25 protein-coding genes are annotated in these 25,511 nt (G+C 43.5%); 6 read left to right on the top strand and 19 right to left on the bottom strand.

All coding sequences use genetic code 11. The annotated features are described in order from the left end of the window. Positions 1 to 111: 111 nt before the first annotated feature. From MARME_RS18425 to MARME_RS22735, 17 genes are all read right to left on the bottom strand, one after another. Complete coding sequence (locus tag MARME_RS18425) at positions 112 to 2,178, bottom strand: type VI secretion system Vgr family protein (protein ID WP_013662778.1); 2,067 nt, start codon at positions 2,176 to 2,178, stop codon at positions 112 to 114. Positions 2,179 to 2,180: 2 nt separating this feature from the next. Then, positions 2,181 to 5,105: a type VI secretion system ATPase TssH gene (gene tssH / locus MARME_RS18430; protein WP_013662779.1), complete on the bottom strand. Its 2,925-nt coding sequence runs from the start codon at positions 5,103 to 5,105 to the stop codon at positions 2,181 to 2,183. Positions 5,106 to 5,164: 59 nt separating this feature from the next. After that, the gene (locus MARME_RS18435) at positions 5,165 to 6,154 is read right to left on the bottom strand and encodes a type VI secretion system baseplate subunit TssG (RefSeq protein WP_013662780.1); all 990 of its coding nucleotides are present in this window, start codon (positions 6,152 to 6,154) and stop codon (positions 5,165 to 5,167) included. Beyond that, positions 6,139 to 7,839 (bottom strand): type VI secretion system baseplate subunit TssF, encoded by a 1,701-nt coding sequence (tssF, locus tag MARME_RS18440; RefSeq protein ID WP_013662781.1) that lies wholly within the window; start codon positions 7,837 to 7,839, stop codon positions 6,139 to 6,141. The genes MARME_RS18435 and tssF overlap by 16 nt, the downstream gene beginning before the upstream one ends. Positions 7,840 to 7,866: 27 nt before the next feature. Beyond that, positions 7,867 to 8,298, bottom strand: a complete 432-nt coding sequence (tssE, locus tag MARME_RS21640) for a type VI secretion system baseplate subunit TssE (RefSeq protein ID WP_013662782.1) — start codon at positions 8,296 to 8,298, stop codon at positions 7,867 to 7,869. Between the two features lie 103 nt (positions 8,299 to 8,401). Beyond that, positions 8,402 to 8,887, bottom strand: a complete 486-nt coding sequence (locus tag MARME_RS18450) for an Hcp family type VI secretion system effector (protein WP_013662783.1) — start codon at positions 8,885 to 8,887, stop codon at positions 8,402 to 8,404. A 176-nt stretch (positions 8,888 to 9,063) separates the two neighbouring features. Next, positions 9,064 to 10,587, bottom strand: a complete 1,524-nt coding sequence (tssC, locus tag MARME_RS18455) for a type VI secretion system contractile sheath large subunit (protein ID WP_013662784.1) — start codon at positions 10,585 to 10,587, stop codon at positions 9,064 to 9,066. Then, positions 10,587 to 11,108 carry a type VI secretion system contractile sheath small subunit gene (gene tssB, locus MARME_RS18460; RefSeq protein ID WP_013662785.1) on the bottom strand — a complete coding sequence of 174 codons (522 nt, stop codon included), beginning with the start codon at positions 11,106 to 11,108 and terminating at the stop codon, positions 10,587 to 10,589. Before tssB ends, tssC begins: the two co-directional genes overlap by 1 nt. Before the next feature lie 56 nt (positions 11,109 to 11,164). After that, complete coding sequence (locus MARME_RS18465) at positions 11,165 to 12,727, bottom strand: TssA family type VI secretion system protein (protein WP_013662786.1); 1,563 nt, start codon at positions 12,725 to 12,727, stop codon at positions 11,165 to 11,167. Beyond that, the gene (gene tagF / locus MARME_RS18470) at positions 12,724 to 13,779 is read right to left on the bottom strand and encodes a type VI secretion system-associated protein TagF (RefSeq protein WP_013662787.1); all 1,056 of its coding nucleotides are present in this window, start codon (positions 13,777 to 13,779) and stop codon (positions 12,724 to 12,726) included. Before tagF ends, MARME_RS18465 begins: the two co-directional genes overlap by 4 nt. Next, positions 13,779 to 17,531, bottom strand: coding sequence for a type VI secretion system membrane subunit TssM (gene tssM / locus MARME_RS18475; RefSeq protein WP_013662788.1), 3,753 nt, complete (start codon positions 17,529 to 17,531; stop codon positions 13,779 to 13,781). The genes tagF and tssM overlap by 1 nt, the downstream gene beginning before the upstream one ends. A gap of 25 nt (positions 17,532 to 17,556) precedes the next feature. Then, positions 17,557 to 18,330 carry a DotU family type IV/VI secretion system protein gene (locus tag MARME_RS18480; RefSeq protein WP_013662789.1) on the bottom strand — a complete coding sequence of 258 codons (774 nt, stop codon included), beginning with the start codon at positions 18,328 to 18,330 and terminating at the stop codon, positions 17,557 to 17,559. Between the two features lie 4 nt (positions 18,331 to 18,334). Next, positions 18,335 to 19,672, bottom strand: coding sequence for a type VI secretion system baseplate subunit TssK (gene tssK, locus MARME_RS18485; RefSeq protein ID WP_013662790.1), 1,338 nt, complete (start codon positions 19,670 to 19,672; stop codon positions 18,335 to 18,337). 121 nt (positions 19,673 to 19,793) lie between these two features. Beyond that, on the bottom strand, positions 19,794 to 20,252 hold the full coding sequence (tssJ, locus tag MARME_RS18490; RefSeq protein WP_013662791.1) for a type VI secretion system lipoprotein TssJ: 459 nt from the start codon (positions 20,250 to 20,252) through the stop codon (positions 19,794 to 19,796). Between the two features lie 401 nt (positions 20,253 to 20,653). After that, entirely contained in the window at positions 20,654 to 21,058 is a 405-nt protein-coding gene (locus tag MARME_RS18500) for a type II toxin-antitoxin system HicB family antitoxin (RefSeq protein ID WP_013662792.1), read from the bottom strand. 90 nt (positions 21,059 to 21,148) lie between these two features. Continuing rightward, the gene (locus tag MARME_RS22730) at positions 21,149 to 21,220 is read right to left on the bottom strand and encodes a type II toxin-antitoxin system HicA family toxin (protein WP_263053310.1); all 72 of its coding nucleotides are present in this window, start codon (positions 21,218 to 21,220) and stop codon (positions 21,149 to 21,151) included. Positions 21,221 to 21,222: 2 nt separating this feature from the next. Beyond that, complete coding sequence (locus MARME_RS22735) at positions 21,223 to 21,336, bottom strand: type II toxin-antitoxin system HicA family toxin (protein WP_013662793.1); 114 nt, start codon at positions 21,334 to 21,336, stop codon at positions 21,223 to 21,225. Between the two features lie 352 nt (positions 21,337 to 21,688). On the opposite strand from MARME_RS22735, the gene MARME_RS22915 reads away from it, so the two are divergent. The 6 genes from MARME_RS22915 to MARME_RS18525 all read left to right on the top strand — a co-directional run bounded on the left by MARME_RS22915 (position 21,689) and on the right by MARME_RS18525 (position 24,860). Beyond that, a complete protein-coding gene (locus tag MARME_RS22915; RefSeq protein WP_148231054.1) occupies positions 21,689 to 22,003 on the top strand; it encodes an ogr/Delta-like zinc finger family protein in 315 nt (104 codons plus the stop codon). A gap of 2 nt (positions 22,004 to 22,005) precedes the next feature. Continuing rightward, positions 22,006 to 22,128 (top strand): hypothetical protein, encoded by a 123-nt coding sequence (locus MARME_RS22740; protein ID WP_263053290.1) that lies wholly within the window; start codon positions 22,006 to 22,008, stop codon positions 22,126 to 22,128. After that, complete coding sequence (locus MARME_RS18510) at positions 22,109 to 22,720, top strand: DUF7217 family protein (RefSeq protein ID WP_418954018.1); 612 nt, start codon at positions 22,109 to 22,111, stop codon at positions 22,718 to 22,720. The genes MARME_RS22740 and MARME_RS18510 overlap by 20 nt, the downstream gene beginning before the upstream one ends. Before the next feature lie 200 nt (positions 22,721 to 22,920). Beyond that, the gene (locus tag MARME_RS18515) at positions 22,921 to 23,784 is read left to right on the top strand and encodes a hypothetical protein (RefSeq protein ID WP_013662796.1); all 864 of its coding nucleotides are present in this window, start codon (positions 22,921 to 22,923) and stop codon (positions 23,782 to 23,784) included. A gap of 38 nt (positions 23,785 to 23,822) precedes the next feature. After that, positions 23,823 to 24,446: a hypothetical protein gene (locus MARME_RS18520; RefSeq protein WP_013662797.1), complete on the top strand. Its 624-nt coding sequence runs from the start codon at positions 23,823 to 23,825 to the stop codon at positions 24,444 to 24,446. A 9-nt stretch (positions 24,447 to 24,455) separates the two neighbouring features. After that, positions 24,456 to 24,860: a hypothetical protein gene (locus MARME_RS18525; protein WP_013662798.1), complete on the top strand. Its 405-nt coding sequence runs from the start codon at positions 24,456 to 24,458 to the stop codon at positions 24,858 to 24,860. Positions 24,861 to 24,918: 58 nt separating this feature from the next. Here the strand turns inward: MARME_RS18525 and MARME_RS22335 are convergent, their stop codons facing one another. Next, positions 24,919 to 25,068, bottom strand: coding sequence for a hypothetical protein (locus MARME_RS22335; protein ID WP_013662799.1), 150 nt, complete (start codon positions 25,066 to 25,068; stop codon positions 24,919 to 24,921). Continuing rightward, positions 25,046 to 25,273 carry a hypothetical protein gene (locus tag MARME_RS22200; protein ID WP_148231056.1) on the bottom strand — a complete coding sequence of 76 codons (228 nt, stop codon included), beginning with the start codon at positions 25,271 to 25,273 and terminating at the stop codon, positions 25,046 to 25,048. The genes MARME_RS22335 and MARME_RS22200 overlap by 23 nt, the downstream gene beginning before the upstream one ends. Positions 25,274 to 25,511: the final 238 nt, after the last annotated feature.

The following is a 25,511-nucleotide window of genomic DNA, read 5'->3' on the forward strand; positions in this document are numbered from 1 at the left end:
ATTGAGATCTACGTCCACTCTTTATTAGCTAAGTGGGTAAATGCCAAAAGCGCCAATTTTTCTCGTTTGAATTTTGTTAATACATGGCGTATTCGATTCTCTTACTGCCCGTTAATTGTTGGCGATGCTTCCCCCTTTGACTGACACACTGTCGGCACTTATTTCAATTTGAGAGCCACTTAAGACAAGACTACCCGAGCCATTCAGCTCAATAGCAGCGTCGCCTTGGGTTAAGCTAATCGTCGAGCCTTGGCTATTTAGCGTGATGCCATTTTCCGTTGAGAGCTGATAACTGCCATCTTGAACTTGGATTTGATAATTACCTTCGTCCACAATTTGATTTAAACCATTCGCAGTTTGCATCGACATGGCACCTTCACTGGTAATGGATACAGCACCTTCACGGCTTTGCAATCGCATACTTTGAGCGGATGTTTGTTCGAGCGTCGTGGCGGATTGGATCACAACGTCGGACTCTTGCGTCATCACTTCAAACGTGGTGTTAGCATTAATAGAGAAGTTTTGTCCTGCTTCATAGGTCTGCGCCTCTCCACTTTTAATCAATGTAGATTTGCCAGCACTGAGCTGGATATCTCCCTCGCTCGAATCAAGAGAAACGCGATGACCGTTGCTCGAAGCATCGAGTACGAGCGAATTTTTCTGGTCGGGTGTGGCCAACTGAATTTTTTCATTGTCGCTACTATCGTCAAATAGTAGAGAGTGTCCCCCACGAGTTTGGATCATATTGTGATTGGCATTCTCACTGTTCACCAACACAACCGAGTCCTGCGATTGAATACAACCTTGAATGATTGGGCGCTCTATGTCTCCATTCTCAAACTGCACAGAAACAAGGGTGCCAATAGCAAGAGGGAAATGCATCCCCTGCTCTTTCCCACCCAGCGGCTGAGCGAGCCGTATTGGGGGACTTGATGCGCCCTCTGACTCTGATCGTCGATCAAACCCAAATCGAATTCGGTAACAACCTTTGTCGTCAAGCTCACTGGTTGTCATCGCACTCAGCGCTAAGTGCACTGGTGCACGAGGAACAAATTCAGGTGTGAATTCTGAATCTGCCTTGACGGCAATGAATCGACAGCGAAACCCTTTTGAATTGGAATCAGAACCGTTGGCAATCAAATCACCTTGAGAACCTGAAAGCGACACTTCCAAAACGCGGTATTGACCTGCGGCGTCTCCCGATGGGCTTAGTACATCGACCAAGACGCCTGGAGCAATGGTTCGGCAATTTGATTCAAACAGAAAGTAATTATGCTGGCTCTCTTTTGCCATTAAAAAACGTTTAGCAAGTTGCTTGCCTTTATTCGGCGTCGAATAGTTCAACGCCCAAAGTTCCGTTTTAAGCGAGCTGCTCTCATCCGACGAATGAGCGTTGACCGATTCGTTCACAAGGAGATTCTGACTATGCCAAGGGTAGGAATCATTCAACTCTAGGCTAGTCGGCATTCTTCTAGCATGGCTGTCTAACTTATAGATGTGATCACGCTCTTTTGCTGCGCCGATATTTTCTAATAGCGGCAAGACTAATGCGCTGTCACTTTGCGACGTTTGCGTCACTCGGTCACACAACTGAACTTGCGTTAGCCCTTCTCCTTGTATGACATTCAGAAACACGCCTTCTTTCGCTAAAATTCGGATAACAAAGTCTAGATCGCTTTCTTGATACTGAATACAAAGTGACAAAACCTCTGTATCAGAGCATTGCGCCTCGACCTGAGCAACGCCATTTAAATCTTGCTTTAGAACGTCTTTCGCGATGTTTAATGCACTCTTGTCAGTAAAGACTCGGTTGTGCTGTTGTTCCGCCAATAACGATAAGACCGATGAGATAGTCAGAGTATATTCCGTAAACCCTGTCGTTAAAGTTCCCGTCAGCCGACACGCGGACACTAGGCCATGAACAGGACGTAACATCCCATTACTGAAAACGTGGAACCTAGCCTTTTTATTCATCACCAGCGCGACATCAATCGCCTCAACACTCACGACCTTTACCGTAATTTGGTAGCCCTGATTAAACCCCCACTCATCAAGTGCAAATGACAACACCATAAACTGATCTTGTGGAAGGTCTGCAAGAGACAAGAAGTATTGACTCGCATCAGCAGCACCATACTCTTTAAATTTTTGCCTTATATCGGAAACAGAAAAGTCCATTTTTATGCCTCTATTGAATCATCAAGCAAGGCGTTTTGTTGACCACCAGCTTGCTTATCGAGAAACACCACATCGATCGTGCCATTTTCTGATGCCGTCATTTGTAGAATGTCTGGCAAATCGGATTCGACTAGATAATGAAGTATTTCATTGGCGATTCGTGAGGATAAGAGGGATTCAATACGTTGGTTGATTAAACGCGCCCCTGCGTGACTTTCCTGACACAAAGACAACAACATATCGAGCGCAGACTCGTCACAACGCAATTCCATTTTGTACTCTGACATTAAGCGTTCAGCAAGCTTATCGAGCTTGTGCGTCACAATGGCTTTTAATGACTCTTCATTAAGCGAAACAAAGGGCACGATCTGCATTCGAGCAGCTAATGCGGGAGCAAAGTGTTGAGCAACAGTAGGTTGAATCAGTGCTTCCAGTTCCAACGTTGAAGGTGGTGTGTATTCTATTTTTCCGTCATCATTCTCACCTTTGTCATCGTCAGAGCTATCGCGTTCGTTGCCACCGCCACTCACGTCAGTGATTGCTGAATTAGCAACTGAATCGTCGGATTTTAGCGTCTCATTTTCAGAGAAACTCAAATCCACATCATCGCTCTCTGAATTCTCGTTTCTGTCTGACATTGCCTCCATAATAAGCTCAGAGCCTAAGTTAGAAGTCATGAGTATAATGGTGTTTTTAAAGTCGATTTCCCTTCCTTCACCATCACGCATAATGCCCTGATCAAACACTTGGTAGAAGACGTTCATAACATCAACGTGTGCTTTTTCTACCTCGTCGAGTAAAACGACAGAATATGGCTTTTGACGCACCGCTTCCGTTAACAAACCACCTTGTCCATAACCGACATAGCCTGGAGGCGAGCCTTTTAATTGAGAAACAGTATGAGCTTCTTGGTACTCACTCATATTAATCGTGATAAGTGAGCGTTCACTACCAAACAAGTGTTTTGCAATTTTTTTGGCGGTTTCCGTTTTACCAACACCACTGGGGCCAGCCAATAAAAAGACACCTTGCGGCCCTTCCGTAAATCGAAGCTTCGCTTTATTCGCTCTAAGGCTCTGACCAATCGCTCTGATCGCACCGTCTTGCCCAATAATGTCTTCACCCAAAGCCGCGTCAAAGGTCAGTAGATTTTGAAGGTCATCTCGCACCATGCTACCGACAGGGATTCCAGTCCAGTCGGCAATTACATCCGCAATGGACGTCGCATTGACTTCCGCCTGTATACATAAGCCTGCCGATGACGACTCTTGTTCTTCCTGTAACAGCTTTCTCAAAGAGTATGCACGATGCTTACTTTCCTCGTCGTTTTCCGCATTTTCAACTGAGCGTTGAATTTCTTCGACAAGGTGGTTTTGCTTATCCCAACTTTCTTTTAGATCGGATATTTCCAACAGGACTTGCTGTTGTTCATCTTTTAACTCGTGGTGTAAATCCATATTGCTTTCGAGCCCTTGGTCGAGCTCCTTCTCTAGCCCTGCTATTCGGTCTTCAATATAAAGCGCTTTTGCTTGAAGTCCTTCTAGGGTTTGAGGCAAAACGGCCTGACCCATTTTCACACGGGCAGCGGCAGTATCAATTAAATCGATCGCTTTATCTGGAAGAAAACGTCCACTCACATAACGATCTGACAGTTCGACTGCCGCCTCAATTGCTTCGTCTGTAATGCTGACATCATGATGCTGCTCGTACTTCTCTTTAATTTGCGTCAGCATGTGCTTGGCAGCATCCAATGTGGGTTCTTCCACTTTAACCATCTGGAAGCGGCGCGCCAGAGCGGGATCTCGTTCAAAGTACTGCTTATATTCAGACCACGTCGTCGCCGCAACGGTTCTCAACTCACCGCGAGCTAAGGCTGGCTTTAATAGATTTGCGGCATCGGCAAGCCCAGCTTCACCGCCGGCTCCCACCAAAGTATGAGCTTCATCGATGAATAACATGATCTCATCGGAGCTTCCCACTTCGTCAATCACTTGCTTTAGACGCTTTTCGAACTCTCCTTTAACGCTTGCACCCGCTTGCAACAAACCTAAATCAAGTACGTGGATATGCTTACCTTTTAAGAACTCAGGCACATCTCCGTCGACAATGCGTTGCGCTAGCCCTTCAACGACCGCCGTTTTACCGACACCCGGCTCACCAACCAAAATAGGGTTATTTTTTCGCCTACGACAGAGGATATCAATGGCTTTTCGAATCTCTTTATGGCGGCCGCTGATGGGATCTAATTCACCGTTTTTAGCCTTGATCGTCAGGTCTGTTGTAAATCGATCGATGGCTCTTGGAGAGTGAGCAGAACCCGAACCTACGCCCTGACCATGTTCGGTTAAACTCACATTCCCCACATCGTTACTGTTAGAGATACTTTGATCGAAATGGTCCACCTCGTATTCGTTTGAGCGTACAGTGATCTCACTGACATTTGCTTTCAGAATATCTAGGTTAATGCTTCTCAGCGCATCGTAACTTCTATAGTGAGGCCAGTTAGAGGAGATTTGAATAAAGCTTTCAAGAATGCTCAATGAATCAATACCGACGGTATCGCTTTGGCGAACCCAAGAAGCTTTTGATGGCATGCGCAGTGTAAAATTCAAACAAGCGCGTTCGAGTAGTTCATATAGCTCGGAAGACAAAACGGCTTTACTGTCATGAAGCACTCTTTGCTGATTCACATTATCAACAAGCTGCTGCCATAACGTATTTTGATCGACTGAAAAGTAGCTCAATACACACGATAGATGACTGGCTTCGCCCTTTACTTCGCTTTCTTCTAGTAGCTTTAGCAACAGGTGTTCCGGAACGATTTCTCTGTGTCCTCTAGAGTTTGCAAAACCGGCGGCGGCTTCCAGCGCTCGACCACATAATGGGCTTAACTTGTCGATCAAGACTTTCAGTGTTTGACTGTCCATAGCTTATTATTCCTTCTATCTTCCCAAACTTAGCGTTAATTTTTTACTTGAATAGGTTATTAAAAATTCTGGTAACTTTGATCGCTGAACTCATACTCTATATTTTGCCCCGCTTCCCCTAACACCAATGGCGCGCCTAGTTTAAGCGCTTGCCCTTTGGTGCTTAGTTCCATTGGCGGCATTCCTTCAACCACCACACTCGCCCCTATCCGGTATGAAACGAGAGTCGGCAAGTAATCTTCCAATAAAGACGCCAAATAGCGCGCCTTCTCTCCCCCAGGCTTAAAGTCTTCCAAGTGTTCTAAACTAATCACACCTAGGTTGATCTTTATAGCCTGCCCAACGACCGAGACTTTGCTTCCAAGTAAGGTATTGTCACCTAACGATAACAACTCCCCTAAAGGCAACGCTTGATGCGTATCGACGGTTTTCACTAAATTAGAAGAAACCATTAAATTAGGTAGAGACAAAGCGTGCCTAAGCATATTCTCGACAACACATAGGCTTTTTTTCCGGTTAGAAAGCGCCCCAACCGAAAAACCTTTTTGCCCTACTGTTGAAGGCGCATCGCCATCACTGCCTTTGTTATATTCACTGCGTGGAAGAGGCAATCGACCGGATATTGCCAAGCACATTTTAATAAAGAGGTTATCGTTTCCTGCATTCGCGAGAGGCTGGAATTTTTGCCAGCTCTTGTGCAACAACCAATAGGCATTTTGATTAAAAATATCTAAGAAAGCCGCAATACACTTTCCGGCTTCTGAGTTCTGCGTCACATCTTGAAGAAAGTAATGGGGTGTCGGAGCATCCACCCCATAAAGACCAAAAAAAGTCGCCTCTAACTGCCAATTGTCATTATGACCTTGAGTTAACTTATGAACATCAGAGGCAGGAAAGGATAACCAGTCAGATGGTTTCAACGTAAGCCAAGAAGGTTTGTCCCTGACTTGCGTTTGATCCTTCATCTTTAGCAGTACGTTTAGCAACTGATGATAGTGGTACTCACAGGCGGACGCTTTAAGGGAATGAGTATCTAACTCTCTGTGCATAAATTTGCTTCCCAGAACCACTCTTTATTTGATGGTAGAGTCATGATTTTCATCTCAATACGCTCTGATATGTCCGCATACGCGCCCAAAAAGGCATAGAGAATAGAGCCGAAAAAGTAAATATCTGCCGTTGAACTAAAGCCCGTCTCACTGACCGTCAAATCAAATTGAATAATATTAAATAAAACACCTTTCTTTATCTTCTGTTGGCGGCTTTGTGTCACACTATCGATCGATAGAATTCTATTCTTATTTTCTTCAAGCCCACTCCAATCGAACAAACCCAGCAGAGCGCGAAGTTTATTCGCACTGTCCAACACCGTCAGATTTTGAGAGAGCATAGAAACCAACTGCCAACCAAAGTCTTGATTTGAGGGCGGTAATGAAACCTTACTTGGTCTTGAAATATTACGAACCGATATTGTTTGCTCTATCTCCGATGGCAACTCGCACACATCGCCAAAGTCCAAGTATTTTCTTGGATAGTTATTATTCGTTGCAATCAGGCCAACACTCAACGTCTGCTCATCTATGTCTTTTGAGCCATTCAACGAGAGATAATGCTGCCACTTTCCAGTTGGACTTCTCTTCAGTTGTGCCATAAACGTGGGATCAGACTCAGAGCGATAATCAAGCTTATGAAGCGACTTATACTCTGTCACATCACCGTTTTTTAAGTCCCGACTGGCAACCTCCGATATCCAGTAAGAACTTGCTTGATTACCGTACTCACTATCCACTTTCACTAAAAAATCTGGATATTTTGAACTGGCCTTAATCGGTTCTGACTCAGCTGGAAAAGTATTAATTCCGACAACACTGTTGATACGAAGAGTTTTACTATCCACTTTATGAGTAGGTGGTAAAAATAATGCCGTCTCTATCGTAATGGACAGCCTTTGAGCGTTTTCAGAGAGCAAGGAATAATCAATATCGCAAAGCTCAACAAACATAAAACGATCACGAGCATTGAAGTAGTCAAAAAGAATGTTGTAGGCATCATGCCCCTGCTCGAAGGCGGGCAATGTATTCGCCTCTACCTTTATTCTGCAAGGATCAATTTTTGCTTTACCTAACGTACCATCTAGATTGGTGGCGTAGGTGGCAGTCGAGTTTGTTAATGCTTCATAAAGCACATAGGCAAGAGAGCGATCGCAATTTAAGAAAATAGGAAGGCTCTGATTCTGTAAATCGGCCCAGGCGATGTCCGCACTTTTTTCTAACTCTATGGTCACTTTCGTCCCTCGACCAAGCACGTCCGTCGCAGAAATGTCGTGAACGTGTAGAGGCAACAATTCAATGTTGGATGTGGTTTGAAAATGACACTTGATCGAGTCTGGCCCTTTGTAAGGAGAAGAGACAACCGTTCCTTTTGGGATGTTCGTTAGGCCGCCCGAAAGCGCAGACGGAGAAAACTCTAAGACGAGATGCGATGGAAAGGGCCGACATAACGATGGCGCCAACTGGTCTAGTAAGCTTTGACTAAGTTCAGGAACCGAATCATCTAATCGTTCGCGTATTTTTGACGTTAAAAACGCCATCCCTTCAAGCAGTCGTTCCACATACGGGTCGCGATCTCGAACCGCATTGAGGTTCAACATAGCCGCTTGTTCTGGATACGCTTTTGCGAACTCTTGCGACTCTTCTTTTAACAGGCGCAGTTCCGCCTCAAAATATTCCTTCACAACGCCTCCTGCGATGAAACATTTACATTAATATCCATATTGATTTGAGGCACTCGATGGTCCAGCGACCTCTGCGGTTCCGCTACTTTTAAAGTTCGTTTTAAAAGAAATCGCATTACCGTTATGTGTTTTTCCAGTTATTCGAATCGACACCACACCGGAATTTAGATCTCTTGGAAGAGGAATAACATGGACGCCCGTCAGCCTAGGTTCGTACTTTTCAACGATTTTCTTAACCGCAATCGCAATGTCATCTTCTGAGTAAGGTAACGCCTGATAAAGCTTATTTAAGTCAGGCATCCCGTAATCGGGTAAGTGGGACAAACCTCCCTGCCTAGCGTTCAAGAGCCTAACAAGATGATCGTGAATGCTCATTAAATAATCTTCGTAAGTAGGAAAATCACTTAACTGCGCCCCACCCATATGTTGCTGGCTCAATACTTCATACAATGACAACATACTACATCCCTGTAATAAGAACTCTGTGTTTATCTTAACGTGCAAAAGGGGTGCGTTTTCACGCACCCCCAAGCAATGGACTCAAGGAAAAGAACGTCGAATCTTATCGACCTTCAATCCATGAATCAGAGAACTCGATGTTACCGTCTAGGAACGTCCAAGTAATCTTCTGATAACGAATTGCGATTTCCTCTAGGTGAGGGTAACGCTCTTTATCTAGATCTTTAACGTTCGCCATAGTTGGGCTAACCGATGTCACTTTTACACCCTCAAGAGTGTGGCGGAAGTACTCGACTTCTGTACCTGTTTCATCGATTTTGTACCAGCTAAGCACGAGGCTATTTAGCGTTTGACCGTTACTACATGCCTTATAAAGGTATGGAGTCGCTGCGTCGTACGCCTTTGTGATAATCAAAGGTTCGTGTTTACGAGTGCCTGTTAGTTCCCCTGTATCTCGGTCCGTAGGAATACGAAGCTCGTGGTCAAATGCCAGAATTTCGATAGATCCTTCACGACCAGCAACCGTTACAGAACCCTGTACGTCGTTACCTTGATCATCGGTTAGCCACATGTAAGCAGGAATTGCCATTTAAATATCTCCTTATATTAATTTCCAAAAAAGTATGTTGCGTATCTCGAATAGAGACACATTCCCAACGCGCAAGCCTAAGCTGCGCGCCAACGAGTGAGAATTCTTTGGTGAGTAAAGGGCGTGCGCTCATGTGCTCACAAGGTCACGCCGCGGTACTCAAAACATTTAATCCATTAAACTTCTGGCATTTGAGACACAAGCGAAAGCTTCACATCAACACCTTCAACTTGAAAGTGCGGTTGCACGTGCATGTTCACAAAGTAATAGCCTGGGTTGTCTTCGGACTCGCTAACAAACACACGTCCATCTTTTAGAGGGTGTGTCGCCGCTAGTTCTGGTTCAGGGTTGTTCATTTTAGTCACAAGACTCTGCAACCACGCATTCAATTCGTTCTCTAAATCTTGACGCGACTTTAATGAACCAATGTTTTCACGTTGCAAAATTTTCAGGTATTGAGCGATACGAGACACCAAGAAAATATAAGGTAATCTTGAGTTGATTCTTGCGTTCGCTGTGTCTGCATCCTCATCGCACTCTAATGGGCGTTGAGTGGAGTTCGCAGAGAAGAAACAAGCATAGTCACTGTTTTTGTAGTAACTCAGTGGAATAAAACCATGGTCTGCTAGTTCCAGCTCTTTCGTCTCTGAAATCAGAACTTCCGTTGGAATTTTAGATTCTGTTCCACGCCCCGATTGATAGAAGTGGATTGGTAGTTTATCCAGTTTACCGCCTGACTCTGGACCACGTATATTGACTGTCCAACCATTTTTCTTAAAGCTGCGCGTCATATTCGCGGCGAAAGCAAAAGCAGAGTTACCCCACAAATAACGATTGTGTTGTTCACCCGTCACGCCCTCACGGTAGTTAAATGAGCGAATAGGGTTCTCTTCACCATAAGGTAAGCGTAAAAGAAAACGAGGGAAAACAAGACCAACGTAACGAGAATCTTCCGTTTCTCGGAAACCTTTCCAACGAATGTACTCAGCGCGATCCATGTACGTGCCGATATCTTGAATTTTTGGAATATCTTCTATGCTTTCTTTGTCAAAGAATTCTGGGCCAATTGCGCTGATAAACGGACAGTGGGCGGCACTCGCCACTTTCGATACTTCTGTTAGCAACTCCACATCCGCACCAGTACGGTCGAATTCGAAGTTGGCAATCATAGATGTCACAGGTTCGCCACCCGGTGTGTCGTATTCCTGTGTGTAAATCTGATCAAACAATCCTGACTGAGTCGTGTCTGGAGACTCTTCAAAATCTTCTCGTAGCGCCTCTTTCGTACAGTCCAGTAGCTCAATTTTCATATTGGCTTTAAAGTCAGTACGGTCGACTAAAAACTTAAGACCACGCCATGACGATTCCACTTTCTGGAAGTCTTTGTGATGCAAGACTTCATCAAGTTGTGCACTAATAACGTCATCAATCGTTGCGATATATTGATCAAGAAGTGTTTTATCAATTCTCTCTATCTGTGTGCCAGACTCTAGCGCAAGTTCAAAAAACACCTTCAACGCCGCAGTGATTCGCTCGTTTGTCTCCACTTCAGCCATATGTTTCGGGTTTTGAAATTTGTTGATATCAACTGGCGCGTCAACAGGTTCCATTTGAATCAAGCCGCACAATCGTTGATAGACAGAATCTTCTGCAAACTCAACACTCGCAGCGCTTGTAGATACACTTTCTTGTACAGACATTATTGAGTCTCCTCAGCAGTTTCCAAAGAGCGCTCTTCAACCAACGCTTTTAATTCCGTTTTCAATGCATCCATATCGGGTTGAGTGTTTAAAATGCGTTCGACTTCTTTGCGTAATGTCGCGTTGTCTAACAAGTTTGACTTGAGATCCTTTAGCAGGTTTCGCATAGACAAAAGATCACTTAGCTCAGGGATCTGGGCAGCAACTTGCTCAGGGTGGAAAGAATCAAAGCGTTTTGCGGTAAGGCTTACGGCAATATCGCCTGCCCCTTCTTTTATTCTGTTTGGTACCGCAAATTCCATTTTGGGAGCCATATTCGCAATCACCTTTTCTAGGTTATTGCCATTGATGTTAACCCGCTCTCGCTCTGACAATTCTCCTTCAGATTGTCCGTTACTGAAATCACCCATAACGAGTAATTTCATTGGCAATTCCTTTTTCTTTTTGCCACTACCGCTGTCTAAATCAAGCGCGATATTAACGCGAGCACGAGGTATTTCGCTTTGAAAACTATCCGACATTTTCCCTTCCTTTTAATGATAATCCATTGAACAAATTGGGGCTCAATAGCCGCCTATCATAACCACTCTACTGCCAGAGCAACGTCCGTCGCACACATACGCGACTGTAAACGCAAGCGCTCTTTTTCAATACGCGACATGGCCTCGTGATCCGATGCCTTTGCAATCGTATCTTTCAAAACCAAATACTTTTGTCGCCATACCCCCATCGCTAAATGGGGTAACACAACGGAGACATTCGTCTCTTCTGTTTGCTTATCGAGAGCCTCTAGTAACGCAAGCGCCGCGTCTAATAGACCTTCCTCATGACATAAACATGCCTGCGCAAGTTGTACTGAGATCTGTTGTGCAATCTCTGAACTTTGCTCTTGCTTTAACCAACTAAGCGACGACGCCAATCCCTTTTCTTCCTTTATCGATCGCGCCTTCGCTAAATAATCTACTTGCTCGGTATTGCTTGAGCTGGCTTTAAACTTAGTTTCAACTTGCTCGTACCAAGCCGCGCCCGAACCAGAGAAAAAGCTCACACCATTTTCAAAGCTCAGTTTTTTTAAATTTGGTAACCGACTTAGCAATGAATGTGACATTGACTCGATATTCATAAACACAGATTTCAAACCCGCTTTTTGCGCACTCACAGCACTCCAACGCTGAAGGTCGAAACTGAACAAGCCTCCCGGCTCCATAAACGCATCTTCGGCCGCTAAAAATGCTTCTATCCAGTTTTCGCTATCGTAAGCCACACGAATTTTATTAAGGCTTGCATCCCTTGGCGCAGGCACACGTGTTTTATTATTCTCATTCGTCGGTAATTTAAGGTCTCCCCATTTAACCGCTCGAGCAAGACTCACCATCGCACCGTACTCTTGCTTCCCACGATAATGCTTAAGCAATTGTCTATGTACTTGAGCAAGCTGTGAATCAGAACTGATGGCCTCTACATGTAAACTATTCTGTCTTGCATTTCCCGACTGCTGACCAGCGTTATTCTGGGTCTTACTCTGCTCGATTGAAGCAGGAGCAGATTTTCCTGTATTCGGCGCTCCGCTGGACTTACTTTCTTTCTCAGCAAGCTGCTTTTCCGTTTTTGACAACCAAGTTGATAGTTCAGGCCACCCGAAATCTTCGGTCTGTTTTCTTGCCTGCTCACAGAGTGTTTCGAATACTTGCTGTAAATTTTGTATTAACACCAGCGACGGTGCATCGCCATTATTTTGCGCGAATGACAACACCTTCTTTTGGAGAGGCCAGGTCAAGGCCATACGTCGGGCTTTCTCCTTCAAAGGGAAAAGCGTCTCTCCATAGCTTTCAAGCAGTGTTAGAAGTAACAACATGCCCTTATATACGCCAAATATGCCCTCAAGCTTGCTCGCTGCGAGTAAATAATACCCAGCGGCTCTAACATCTTTGCCGATTTCAGCGATAACTCGTTCCGCTAAATCTGCAATTTTTTTGTAGTCAACATCTTGCTTCTTTTCTACTTCTGCCTTTAATTCGATAAAAAGATCCTCGTAACGTGGATCTTGCCCTGACGATGAGTCATGACCTTCGATAGGCGCACATAGTTGTTTAGCCCAAGATCTCACCTCAGAGTCTTCAGAAGTGATATTTTCACTCACTTACCATGTCCCCATGTAATGACCGCATCAAGCAATAATAATGATGGCTCTGACAGCATTTTTTCTGCCCAACTAAGATAGTCATTATGAGAAAAAGGCACCGGCTCAATGTAATTCTCACCGATAAAGGCTTTATTTAGACGGCTCGGTGTCAGTGGCCGATCTAAGATATAGAGGTAACAAGCGTTTTCGTTCATGGACCAAATTAAGTCAGGTCGCCACTCCTTACCTACCAGTAGAAGAGAAAGCAAATGAGACCAAAATAAGAGACTTAGTTTCGCAGTCGAAGCTGGCCCCAAAGGAAGTACTAATTCACCATTTGCCCCCTGATCTATATAACGCTCAACCGCACCACGTAGCATGGCTAACTTCGTCACTTTACGACTATTAACGTCGCTATCGAAGATCAAGCTCGCCCAGTCTGTAAATGCCGTCGACACCATGTTTTCCATTGTGGCTGACTTAAGTTGCTTCACAGAAACGGAAACATCAATGCTCTCTAATTGCTTAAGTCGATCCAACACCTTGCTATTTGGCAGATCAAAGGGCAACTTAGAACGCACCAACGCATCAGAATCGTGATCAGATACGGCATCTAAAGAAGTCTGATCACTAGCATGTACATTCGATAGCACTTGCTCGCCAGCAAACCACGCCAATGCAGGACGAAAATATAAGTCAGAGAGCGTTAATCGAACAAAATAACTAAAAGGGTAGCGTCGTCCTAGTCGATCAGAGCTGTCGTATATGGACCCTACTATCGTTTGTCGACCGTGCCCGCCGACTAAAGCGAAGCCCACACTGTTTAACTTTTTACTCGGATCGTTTTCATTGACCTTCTGATCTAACTCTGTCACCCATTGCTTTAAACAATCGTCTAACTCCTGAACCTCTCGCGAAGCGACGTTTTGACTTAAAAAATCAGGATCGCTTGGCAGCTTTCCAAGAAAGCCAACAGATACCGCACCAAGGCTGTTTTTTTCTAAGCTGTCTTTCTGTGCGCCTTTCGCAGCGGCCTTGGCTTTAGATTTATCTGAACGAAAGCCGAACATTAGCGCGCCCCAAATAAGCGTTTAGGAAGTTCAAAGTCGCCGATAATACTGGTATTTAGAACACTTCCTTCACGGTCCGCTCTGATACGATATTTTACCGATGTTCCAGAAGCATTCGCCGTGGTGTCACCTTCAAAGTCAGCGTTTAGCTCTGCGCTCGAAACGTCGTTCATGGGCCACTCTAATTCGAATTCCGTTCCGCGAATATGATGAACTATGGCCTTTTTCAATAGTCGAAGTAACGCCCACTGCCCTGACTCTTCAAGTAGCTCTGGATTGGCCTCATACGCCGTTTTCACCCTAACCTTCGCACCACCTTGATTATCGACAGGTCGCCATACAAATTCGCGCCATTCCTGTGGCTCGTTGCGGTATCGATAACCTTCACCATTCACTTCAAAGAGAGATTCAGTCACCCCTGGAACGGGGATCGGATATACCGCATAGGACATTTTCATCTCCGCTGTGCCTTGTTTAAACAACGCCTGTGAAATACGGCCCGCCCCCGCTAAAGACTCAATAAATTGGCGGTTAACCCCAAGACCTTGCTTTAACCAAGTGCGGTTACGCCATTTGTTGTTTGAGTAGCGAAGAAATGGCTCAATTTCATCTTTAAAGAACATCCAAAAATCACCCGATTCCGGTAGTAGCAATCCCTGAACATCAAGTGGTGCAGCGTCAACGACATTGTCTTTGAAAGGAAAACGACCATGCACTTTCTCTAAATAAGAACCGTAGACACGTCTTTCCCAATCTTGCTGAATAGCCGTTCTGGTGCTTGCCAGAATCGTTCGCCAAGCATAGCTAAGTGGCGCCTTGAAAGGTTTGCTAAGCGCTTTACTTTCCCGAGGAGACATCTCTAATAAAATGTTATTCACTTCGATCCATGTACTGTACAGCTGACGCTTGCCTGCCGTATCACCCGTTATCAAAGATCGCGCATAAGACTTCGCTTCTAGGTTGATGTCAGCAGACGCTAAGATATATTCAAATTCCTCACTCAGCGCTCGCATCGCATTTTGATATAACGATAGGTTTACGTTTGCAGACGCGCCTTTTACGGGTTGTACAAGTGCTAACAAGTCAGTTGCTGCAATTTCAAAATTAGGAATCAAAGGTATGTCGATTGGCAATTGATCCAACGCATTTCCAGCGTTATCGAGCAGGCCTGTCGGCGCCTCTTCTGGCGTTTCATCTTTTGCAAATTGAGCTAAAAGTTGCACCTTATACTCTGGCTCAACAAGTGTAATCTCTGTCGCAACACGATCGAAAAGAACTTTCCAAGGCGAATGATCAATACCCAGTGCTTTAAGGCCTTGTGTCGCTTCCGCTAAGTTTTTGAACGAAGACACTTTGACAGAACTTAAGAAACGCGACCATTCCTGCGTATATTGATGAAAGTAACGTTTACGAATATCTTTACGAAGTGTCAATAAAACGGATTCATCAACGTCGTTAGAGTCTGCTTCTGAAATCCCTAATACCCAATCACCCTTACTCGCAATGTCTGAAACTTCATCAATCCTTTCAGAGACATAATCGAACCACGCTTTCTGTGTGAAAATACCATCGACTGACGCATCAGAGTACATCACTGAAAGCCCGGATTGACTCAAGACATCCGATAATGCGACTGCTTCAAAGCGATTTTTCGCTTCTGCAATCAAGCGGCGATATAGAGCTTCGGGATCTGCTTTCGTGGTTAACTGCGCCTGAGCTGTCGCCACAATATCTTTTGAACCATCAGAAGGTTCTAGTAATAGCCATGGGTTCTTATAGCCTGGCGATTCATGGTTAGAAACGTTATCGCGGTGGCCAATAAAACGGACCTCTCCTGCTTCAGACATGCTTTCGCTTAGGTATAAGTTAGCCATGTCTGAGAATAACGCCTGACGTTCTTTAAAATTCAAACGTACTTCGGCTTCCTCATACGAGCGATACCATAGATTACCAATCGCTTGACTAACAAACGCCATGTCAAACTTATCTTGATTGCTCGTCAACATAAGATACGTTTTTAACGACACATAGTAGTCATCTTGGATCTCTTTACGCTTAGCCGCATCCAATTCAGGCCAAGCAGTGACGTATTCATCTAATGACGACAATAATGTAGGAACCGCTTTTTGATGAATCGTATCGGCTATCGTGTTCTCTAGTAACCTTTTAATGGCTTCGCCGTGGGACTCAACAAAACTATATTGATGCACGAGTTGAAGTGGCGAGTACGTTTGAATATTATCAAGCTTTTGATACTGCTGGTACATTCCGACTATCGCATTCAATCGATCCAATTCAGAGGAACGACTATCGTTGACACGAAGCATCAAGGTTTTCACTTTCTCTTCATAATCTGAGATAAGCAACTGATTGGCGGTGTACGTTGTGAATAAGCCAATACCTGAAAAAATCAAAATTGTAAGCGTTGAAAGTACTGTCGCCGTTTTGGCTAGACGTCCTATCCTTTGACGTTTACGGTTACCACGAACCGCATCTTTTAACGGGAAAATCACGTCTGAAAACAACCTATCAATGAAATAGCTCTGTTCATTATTTTTGGTTTTTGAAAAGCGTCGGCCCACTTTCGCAAAGACACTTTTTAGCGCATTGGAGCTGCGTTCTAATGTGTCACCTTCCTGCGTGCCAGATGTAAAATAGACGCCCGCAAACCACGGTGATTCGTGATATGGGTTGTCTTTAAACAACAACCTTAACAGTTCGTTTAGCTTATCTACGGCACCTGAGAACTGGTTTGGAAACTGAAAAGCTTCTACCTTATTAGTCGTGTCAGTCGCCAAATTCACTTTTTGTATCGTTTGTTCTAGCAACCGCTCATACAGCTCATTCAAACGCGTTTCGACAACCTCCGCGATATTAACGTTCTTATTTTCAGTTTCCTCTAGCGTGTATATCCCCCACGGATTTTTAGTTTCGTTAGGACTTAGGTCATCAAAAAATGCCTCAAAGCCTTTCAGCTTATCGGCTTTCGTAACAACAATATAAATAGGGAACGTCACACCTAATTCTGAAATCAGCTCATGCAGACGATTTTTAAGATACTTCACATGCGCTTCTAGCGCTTCACGCTCTGTCGTCAAAATTTCATCAAGCGGTAAAGCCAAAATCAAACCGTTGATTGGCGCTTTGGAACGGCTGCTTTTTAACACTCTTAAGAAGTTAATCCATTCGTCGTTGTTTTCATCTTGTGTGTAGCGACCTGCTGTATCAATAAGGATCGCTTTATCAGAAAACCACCAATCACAATCACGTGTTCCACCAATACCCTGAAAGTGGAAACGCTGATCGTCTTTCAACGGAAAATCGAGGCCCGAACGGGCAAATAAGGTACTTTTTCCTGCGCCAGATGGGCCAATCACCATGTACCAAGGAAGCGCATACAAGGCCTTATCACCTCGGTACTGCGCGCCCAATTGCGATGACTTAAGCGCCTTTAACACATCAGAAATTTTGTCCTGAAACAGGCCAGAGCTCTCACTCCCACCGGCATTATCTAATTGGCTCTTAAGCTTTTTAGTACGTAAAAAGAATACGAGTTTGCGAATAAGGCAACCAAGTAGAAAGCACGCTAGAATAGCAGCCATCACTTGAAGCTTTAGTTTTTCGCTAGTAAGGCCAATTTTGCCTCCTAGTACCCAAATCAAAAGCAGTATCGCGCCAATACCAACCGACATGCCAAACAAGCGAGATAGCAGCAAGCCCTTTAGCAGCTTGCCAATGGAATTTTTAAACATCCTTGTTACCTTATTTAGAGTAAACCTACTGAGCTAAAACGTACTCAGCCTGCTCCATTCTGTGAGCGCTTTCATTAAGCGAATATTTCATAACCGCGCCGTACGCCAACACCATAGAGACTAAAACGGCACCGCCTACTGACAGCATGACCCAATAGGGTTGCCGAGTTCCGATTTTATAAATCAGCTTATTTTCTGGTATTGCGGCTTCGCCTAACGTGCGTGGCGCAGCGGAAAACGTATCATCTAGCTGCCCCCTAAACGTTGCTAAGTAGGCTTGCAGACGTTCGTATCCTTTGATTCGATACATCCCCTGATAACCCAATTGCAAACAAACATAATATAAACTGACGGTGACCTGATTATCTTTCAGATCTTCTCTGAGTCGATCTAACTTGGTGAAAAAAGCTTCCCCAGCATTACTTTCACCAAAATACTCAATGCAAAGAGGCTTGCTCATCCATTCTAATTTTTCTTCTAAATTAGAAGACATAACCGCTTCATCAACATACGCGGCAAGAGCAAACTTAACGTCTCTTGTCATAGAGGCAACCCACTCCATTTCAAACGCGCGCCGCTCTAAATCTGTAAACGCTTGCTCTATGGATTTCCGAAAACTGATACTGTCTTGAGCTGAACCGGCCTCTTGCCCAACGTCCTGCATTTGCAGATTAACCTCTGTTGAATTTGGCTCGATTCCCTTGCTGTTTGCGCTAGCGATCCGCGCTTCGACCAAACTAAAAATCGGTGCTGCGCCTTCAACCAGCGTCGCATCAAGAATATTTAATTGATTGTCCATCTTGTTACTCATCTATCGGTATTAGTTCAACATCGGCATCCGCAAACTCACCGAACAAAATCCCTGATATTTTTTTTGTACTTTGAACTCGCTCCCAAAGCGCACTACGCTTATCAATCAGAAAATACTCATAGCCCGATTTAATACGTATCTTGGAAGGAACTCGTTGAATGTGCTGCAGTGGCAGCCCCGACATACCACTCGCCACCAAGTTTTGTATATCGGAAGGAGAAGACAATTTAACCAAACTGGGTAACTGGTCTACCCATGAAGAATCAGAACGTTCTAGATAAACAGCAAGATAGAAATCACAATTTTCTAAACTCGCTGAATTTATAACAGAGGACTCGTAAAGGCCCGGTGCTTTCATATTAAACTGGATAGACGCTTCCATTCGGACATTGCTTAGTCCGAAGATATCGCGAATCGCACCATACAACTCTGAGAAGGTAGTAGAAAGGTTATCGTGCTGATAAGGCTGTGTATAAGGCACCTTATCTGGCTGCGTGTGTAACGCTAACTTATCATGCGCGCGACACAAGGTAGAATAGAGCTGAAGCGAAGAAGCGCTTGGATTTTGCTCAACAATACGCAATTCACTGAGTATGTCACTGATATCAGACACAAACAAAAAGTCTGCCATTTCTGAGGGCGTGTAACTGCCAACATCGGATACATTGGTACGACGAGCGTTAATTTCTTTAAAACGTACCGTCAAAAGTTCAGTCAAACTGCGAAGCGAATTCATCAATCCACTGGCGGCATGAACACTTACCAACGGTGGGATGTAGTCAGAATCTAAGGTATAACTACCACCCATGTCTTTTTTTAATCGAGCAATATTAAGAGAAATAACGCGATTAGATTGGGTACCACTTTCGATAAGATTCAAATTCGGTTGAGCAAGTAGAACCTCCCGCTTACGATTGCTATCAAAACAATCCGCGACGTCTACATATTCGGAATTCCAAGCAGCATTGCCTTGCGCATTATAACCAGTAATAGTGTCAACATTATCACTGTCGGCAATCGTTAACTGAACATCAAGCTCAAGACGGGAAAGGTCACCTAACTCTAGGTGGACTGGCGTATCTCTATTTCGGTCGTAATCAATGATCTGGCCATTTGGCAGAACCGCTAAACACTGCGTTAGAACAAGACGCCCATTCTCCAGAGCAGCTTTATCCCAGCTAACATCTTTCACACCCCAAAAGTGAGGCTCGTAAATTTTGGTTCTGAGAGACTGAATTTTTTCTTGGTAAGCATCCCATGCTTGAAAATGCTGCTGCCCCAAAAAGACACCTTCAGCCCAAACGACTTTCCTTAGACCCTGAACGCCCATAACTATCTTCCCTGACCGATAAATAACTCAAACATAGAGTAACGGCAGCATTTTCTAGTCAGTATCCTCTTACTAGAACTGCCTGTTACTTGCAAAAACACAACATTACATAGACAACACCCTAACGAGGCACCATCTCAATATCATATCCTGCGATATTCACTTCGAGTTTTGCGGTCTTGCTAAGCAAGCCAGATTGAATTTTGTCATATACTTTCCAGACACCCTCTCTTGAACGAAAGAACGCCATCACCCCAACGTGTTTAGCCGCTTCAAGCCGTTCGAAAACCAGCTCGCCGTGGTAGTCGGGAGAAATCGTATATTCTTCTACTGAAAGAACGGAGTCTTGCAACGCCGACTCAGATGATTTCCAAAGTTCATCGTAACTCGCTTCTTCAAACAGTCGGGCATCACTGAGTTGGTAGACACGTACAATGACGGAGTAAACATTACCAAAGGCATCAGGATTTAAACGACTAGAAGCATTTACATCTAAGGACAAACGGGTAGTAGAGCAGCCAAATAAAGTAAAAACCAATAAAATAGCGACAGCAGATTTGCAGATTTGAATGGGGAGCATCCTAGCCTTCCTGAACCAACATCGTGTTAGTGAATAAGTATCAACGCGGCGATATTTTGCGCATTTTTCCGGTCAGGTCAAGCTTTTTGTTTAAAAAATGTAAAAATTGCTGACGGAATTACGCTATAAATCACTTTTTACAACGAACATAAAAGCAGCAACGACAAATGCTAAAAGATCAAAGCGGTGATAGTGAAAGACATGCTAAACATGCACCGAGTACTAGCGCCGCTGGCCAGCATCATGCCCATGAACGCAGGCGGGTTCGGGGATATGCAAAACATAAGAGAATCTACTACGACACAGAAGCCCTCTGTCGCACAGAAAGTTTGGCTGGCACTAAACGAAAAAATACCCGCACGAGGGCGGGTATTTTTTAAAGAGCCTAGGTGATTAATACTCTAAGCCAACTTCAACTCTTTTCTGGATACTTGAGCTAGAAAGGCAGAACGATTTTTGTACTGAGGATTAGACGCGACCGCTTTATCAATTTTCGAAATCAATAAATGCGGAAGAGTGACATTAATTTTCTCACTCTTACCCAATAGAGGCGTGATATCTACACTAGCCACCGCCCAAATACCATCAGCAAAATCAGGGTTATCCTTATAAACTGCAATTTCGCTTGCGACGGGAACATCTTCGCCGTCTTCAAGCATTCCTTCCAAATGAAAAAAAATCGCTTCTTCCGCCATATCAATTGCTTCATTAAGCGTGGTACCAGCAGAAAAACAACCAGGAACATCAGGTACAGTTACGCTGTAACTGTCACCATCGTCAGTGTGCAGTACGATCGGATATTTCATTATGCCACTCCTAATCAGCTACTAGTGCCTATTTCTAAGATGCGTAATAGCTGCTTGGTTTAACAGTTTTTGTATGATTAAAAAACAAACTCAATCGAGTTGAGCTTGTTTCATGATGCTTTTTAAGGTTCCAATAGATATATCCGATTTCGGATGTGGCACCGTTACGCGTCGCGTCCCTTTTTAGCAGGGTGCTTAAATTGAACATGACTACCCTTAGTCGCAACTTCATACCATCCATCCCTTTCTAATTCCTTGATCACCTCACGGCTTCTCATATTTAGCTCCCGTATGAACACTTGATCTTAGAAAGAAGCAGTCCATGCCATTACAAAAATACAACCCTAATAACCCCATCTATCGAATTAAAATATTCTATCATCCACTGCAATCTTCAAACCAGAAACTATAACCCCAATAACTCCAGATCTTATAATTAACATAAACACCAACTTTTCCTTTAAAGGCAGCTTTCTTTAACACCACTGTCGATCGAGAAAAAGGTCTTTAGAAAACAAGCGTTCTCTATGATAGAGGCTCATCTTACGATTGCTTTGTAAGTTCTGCTTGAATCATATCCGCTATGTAAGGTGTCTCATTTCTAAGCTGCTCTTCAATTGTTGTTAGACGATGTCCGAGAAAATTCATAATTGGTCAAGACATCGTTTCTCCATCTTTGACGGAGAAGTCTACATTTTTCGAATAAACTGCCCACACTGCAACAGTAAATGCGTGATCGCTCACAGCAATGATGTCTCTGGAGGCATCGACGGCTTATTTGTGAAGGATCTTTATTGTCACTGTCATAATCCCGATTGTTGTGCGTCGTTTGTCGTGCGTGCAGCGCACACGCATTACCTACAACCGCCACGTAATTCCGTCTTAGACATGGCAAAAGCCTTGGTAAAGAAACATGAAGAACAGCTTGAGTTAGGAGGGATATAAGCGTGTTTAACTTCGACAAGAACCTGTTTGAGGTATTCGGTGCGGGAAATGCTACAGAGCGCGACAACAACAAAAGCCTCGCAGACGGGCGGCTATGCAACCCAGTTGCAGATAAAACTCAATAAGTACCTGCCTATTGAGCCCGTGGACGATTCCCCTGCCACCACCATCCTCCCTGACGAAGCCAAGGTACAACGATGCATGACCGCGCTGGACAACTACGGCGAAGGAGCAAACGTGCTGAATGCCCATGTACAAAGCCGCCTAGCCAGCTTTATGGAGGACATGCAAATCGCCAGCACAGCAAAGATGATTGATTCGTACATAAGTGGAACGCCTGCGAGTTGTGTGAACATCAATACAATCGCGGGGTCATTAGCCGGTGCAACCGATACCCTGTTGGATTCAACCAACGATCTATTAACCGAGCTAGACCAGGGCATAACGAACTACGATGCCAGTACCTTACCCTTGAATAAGTTTGAAGCGCTGTTGGATCGCGTATCCAATACATTAGAAGCCAATGCCGCGACCATTCTCGGCACCATCTCAAACGAAACCCAAGAACTTGCCAAAATGTACGAAACCCATAAAAAGATGGCGATGGTCATGGCGGTTCCTGCCTTGATTAAGGATGACTGTATTAGACCGTTGTTAGTGAGAGTGGCGGGGGCTGAGCTCATTCCATTATTAACAGACGAAATGAAATTTTTTTGATATTTTATTTTTCAAACAAGTCTATCAAAAAGTAGAAAAATATAAAGAAAAACATAGACTTATATAAAAAGACAAAAAAACAATATTTTTATTGCGTATATTTAATATACCTACTAATCTTTATTTCAAAGGACGCAAAGGATATTGCATGTAGTACTTGAGTTAACCGAAGACACTTATATTATTTCTTGGGGGATAACATGAACTCACGTAAAAACACTAACACTGCAACCAAATTCATTTTTGATAATTTTAATGCTATGGATAGTATCAAAGATATAGAACATTTCATTAATGAAGTAGTTCATAATACTTTGATCCACAAGCGACTACATTCTAAATACCCTTTAAGCATTTTGAGCGAAGACGATCTAGATAGTAGGTTATTTCCCAAAAGCATAATGAGAATTGCACGTAAGCACCAACAAATAATCACGCACTCATTCCAAGACACAAAATGTACTTATAAACACCATTCGACGCACCAAATCTTTCTATCCATTATCGAGAAAATTTTTTTTACGGACGCTATAATTAGAAAAGCCCCTATCAGAGTTGCAGAAAAAGAATCCAAAAAAAAGATAGAATTAATTAGACATCTATTAGCTAAATCGATTTCTAAAGAACTAATTACCATGGATTTCATTGGCGAAGACCAATTACTATATTCTTCTGCATTACTCTCGATACTTTCGAAATGCCCGAGCTATCTCGATACGCGAAATGAGTTAAAATTGAGTGCAGACGTTGCCATAAAAACAAAGAAAGGTCACACGTCTAATATACTAAAGAGAGAGAACACCATCCACCTTATTGACGATATACGCATCTCAAATGTCAATGCGTTGCAGTTAATGGGAGCAACACAACAAAAGAACATGGAGAGGGATATCCTCGATATCCTACAGTCGAACAAGACTATCATGGCTAGCGACCCTAGAGCTGTTCATGTGGAACTCGAAATGCCAGACAAAAATTTATCGTGTTTCATGGTTTCGTATCACGATACGAGCATGACACCCTTGGATTACTACCCATTCAAGGTAGTTATAAAAGACCGTTGAAAAGCTCTTTAAAAATTTACATAGTAAGGGGATTTGAAATGTTAGACACGCATTGTTCAGAGAATAAACCTGTTTACCTGAGTCGCAGACGTTCCTTCTCAGATAGCAGCACTACATCTGGATTAAAGGAGACGTTTGAACACATTCAAAGAAGTAATAATGTAATTCCAATCAAAGGCGATATATCAATAAGGTATTATCATTGTGAAGCGCTAGAAATTTGCCAAACGTATCTAAGGCGAAACTCTACATTTTCTTCGGTAAAGGACTCCGATCTATTTAAAACATCGATCCACAAAATCTTTGAATTAGCAGAATTCAAAAAAGCAATTCTAGATCAAAAAATAAATAAACGAAAAAAGCACACCTTGTATAATATAGAACTATTTGAAATGAACAGTAAAAACAAAACAAACAGGTTCGTAAACTGTTCACGTTTGCGGAGAGGAGATATCAAAGAGCTTTTCCCGTCCACAAACAAACCAACCACATACAAACTAAATAAGTATGAAAAAATTAAATTCGATTTGTTAAGTGATTTTTTTGATTACTCAGATGCTCATGAAGCGTCTATAAACTTGATCGTCATTTTCACGTCATTATTAAGAGAAGAAGATAGAAATTTATTCGCCTACAATTACAAGAGCATTCTTCAAACATAGGATATCAAAATGGAAACCATCGCAGATCTATCATTATATATTGACTCAAACATAAAGTTTAGTCTCTTTTTTAAGTTCATGCTTATATTGAGCTTTTTCGAGGTAGCATTTATCCTTGGCTGCAATATTATAATTTGGTCTGCATATCTAATTAAAGTGGTGTTTTCGATCTTATTTAGGAAGGAGATCTACAATCAAACTCCTCCTTCAATAAGTCTAGCACCGCTTGCTTACAAGTTTCTTTCCAAAGTTGCGTCAGGCTCTATGGACATACTAAGAAGGTATGAACTACATAAAAACCAAGAGAAAACAGAAGAACCATTAAGAGAGCACCTAAAAGACATAAAAAAGAGCAACTTGGAAGCAGAAATGCTATCGGAGGAAAAGACCAATAAGAGCTCTGATATTAGTTAAATGACGCTCGCTTGTATAAGAGCCGCTAGGTATGGACAATACCTAGCGGCTTTTTTTATCAACTCACCAACTTCTTAATACAATGCGGACACAACACGTCGCCTTCCGCGTCGTAAAAGTAGCCTTCTGTGTGGCACTCTTCGCAGACAATGACGATGCGCATTTGTCGAAAGACCGCGTCTTTATCAATGGGTTTCGTCTTGAACATGGGGTGCCTCCTGTAGCTCTTCCTTATGTTGTTGAACGCATGCTGGGCAAGTTGGCCCCAGCGTTTCGCCGTTGTGCTCTACCAATCGCCAGTCACGACGGAGTAGTTCGCACACCATCCACTCAGTGCTGTAATACTCTAGGTTGATCTGTACCGCACGGCAGCGGCTGTCCAATGCAGAGCGGCGCAGTTCGCCTCGTAACACGGGCTTGTATTTTTAGCTTACTGCTACCTCCACCGTTCGAAAAATGGGCGTTAGTACCAAGACAGGCTTCGAAACCTTATCCAGATTTTGCTGGCTGCTTGTAGGGTCTTTTTAGATTACTGTCAAGGGCTGGTGAGCTTATGATAATTTTAACCAAACTAGGATTCATAATATTAAGGAAACAAAATAGCTCTAAAACCATGTAAGGAATGTAAAAAGAAAGTATCTTCAAAAGCGA

The organism is Marinomonas mediterranea MMB-1 (assembly GCF_000192865.1).
GTDB lineage: Bacteria > Pseudomonadota > Gammaproteobacteria > Pseudomonadales > Marinomonadaceae > Marinomonas > Marinomonas mediterranea.